At 61.2% G+C, this 2,304-nt stretch carries 1 pseudogene; it reads left to right on the forward strand.

Annotated elements, in window-relative coordinates:
• Nucleotides 1-2,304, forward strand: a pseudogene (locus tag LBU54_RS15205) (hypothetical protein); the annotation flags it as partial.

Here is a 2,304-nt window from a genome sequence, read left to right on the forward strand (position 1 = left end):
ACGCCGTTGGAGGTCTGCGACGACGACGTTCCCGACGGGGTCACGTCAATCGACCTCGGCCTTAAGGACTCTGAGATCACCGGGGGCAATCCCGGCTATGCGGTAAGCTACCATTTGGACCAGGCCGACGCCGATGCCGGCGCCAATGCTCTTGCGGTGCCGTACGACAACATCTCGAACCCCCAGACGGTTGTAGTCCGTGTAGAGGACACGTCCACTGGCTGTTTCGATACCGCGACGCTGGACCTTGTTGTGGAGCAGGCGCCGGTACCGTTCAATGCGTCTCCCGATGCGCTGCGCTACTGCGACCCCGACAACGACGGTATCGGCTTCTTTTCGCTTACGGACGCCGAGGCCCAGATCACGGGAGGGGACCCGAGCCTTGCGGTTAGCTACCACGAGACATTAGCCAATGCGGACAATGATATTAATCCGATAGACACCACGTCGGACTACCAGAATATTACGGCGGACGTCCAGACGGTATATGCGCGGCTTGAGAGCGCTACGATAGCGACGGACTGTGCTACCGTTGTCCAGTTCCAGCTCGTAGTAGAGCCCACGCCGCAGCTTGTTTCGGACCCGGCTCCCCTGGAGGTCTGCGACGACGGCGTTGCCGACGGCCTAGCGCAGTTCGACCTGACCTCGGCGGAGGGCGAGTTGCTCGAGTCGGGCCAGGACCCTGCGGACTACGTGTTCAGCTACTACGGTAATGAAACGGACGCCGAGGGCGGCGTCAATGCGATAGCCGTACCTGCGGCCTACGCGAACACGGTTGCTTTCAACGATACGGTATGGGTACGTGTCGACGGCATCAACACGGTGGCCGGCTGCTACAAGCTTGCAGAGCTCACGCTCGTAGTCCGGCCCTTGCCGGTACTTACGGCGCCATCGCCTTTGGAGCTCTGTGACGACAACGCGCCCGGCGACGAGCGGGAGGCCTTTGTCCTCGAGCAGGCCAATGCGGAGATCCTCGGCGGCCAGCCCGGGATAGTGCTGGGCTATTACGAGACACAGGCGGACGCCATAGCGGGTACCGGTGCGATAACGGATCCCTATACGAATACGGCAAACCCCCAGACGCTTTGGGTACGCGGCGATAACGAATTCGGGTGCACGGAGTTTACGACCCTTACGCTTCGGGTGCTTCCGGTGCCCACGCCTACGCCCAGCGGCCAGATCCCTGCGCTGGAGCTTTGCGACGCGACGGTTGTCAACGACGGCCTGGAGGTATTCGACCTTACGGAGAACGAGGCGCTGATCCTCAACGGGGAGGCAGGCGTAACGCCGAGCTACCATACGGGCGAGCTCGACGCCGTTAACGGCGAGAACGCCATAGCGGATCCTGAAAACTACACCAATATGGGCACTGGAGGGGCGGAGACGATCTACGTGAGGGTCACGAACGATATTACGGGCTGCTTCACGGTAGTGGACTTTGCTATAGTGGTAAGCCCGCTGCCTGAGGCCGTGGCGGTCACGGACTTTATACGGTGCGAGCTGGGCACGGACGGCTTTGACGCCTTCGACCTTACGGCCAAGGACGGCGAGGTTCTTGGCGGCCAGGATCCGGTTCAGTATGCGGTCACCTACCACGCAAGCCTGACGGACGCGCAGTCAGGGACCGGCGCACTGGCCAGCCCCTATACGAACACGAGCAACCCTCAGGAGATCTTCGTAAGGATCACCGATACGTCCACGGGCTGCTCGGTCACGAGCCAGCGCTTCGACATCGAGGTTCAGGAATCGGCCCAGGCCAACCCTGACGCGGCACCTATCCTCTACGAGGCGTGCGACGACAACATGGAGGTTGACGGCGACCCTTCCGACGACAGCGTACAGTTCGACCTGTCGACACGTGATGCGGAGGTGCTTGACGGCCAGGATCCTTCGGTATACACGGTTGCCTACTTTGCGAGCGAGGTCGACGCGAACCTTAACGTCAGCCCCTTGCCTTTCCTTTACGAGAACACGTCGAACCCGCAGGAGATCTATGCGAGGGTTGACAACACAGGCACTACCTGCTTTGCTGTGGCGCCGCTGACGTTGCAGGTGAACCCGCTTCCGGCCTTCGACCTTGAGGATACCTACGTGCTGTGCGTTAATACCAACGGCACCGAGGCGCTTGAGCCTCTGGTTCTCGATACGGGCCTTTCGGAGGCGAACTATGCGTTCGAGTGGAGCTTCAACGGCACGTTGATAGCAGGTGCGACCGGCGCGAGCTATATGCCGGCCCAGGGCGGTACCTATAGCGTTACGGTCACGGATACGAGCACTTCGGCCGCAACGGGCTGCGGCAATACG

The organism is Winogradskyella alexanderae, assembly GCF_020166335.1.
GTDB classification, from domain to species: domain Bacteria; phylum Bacteroidota; class Bacteroidia; order Flavobacteriales; family Flavobacteriaceae; genus Winogradskyella; species Winogradskyella alexanderae.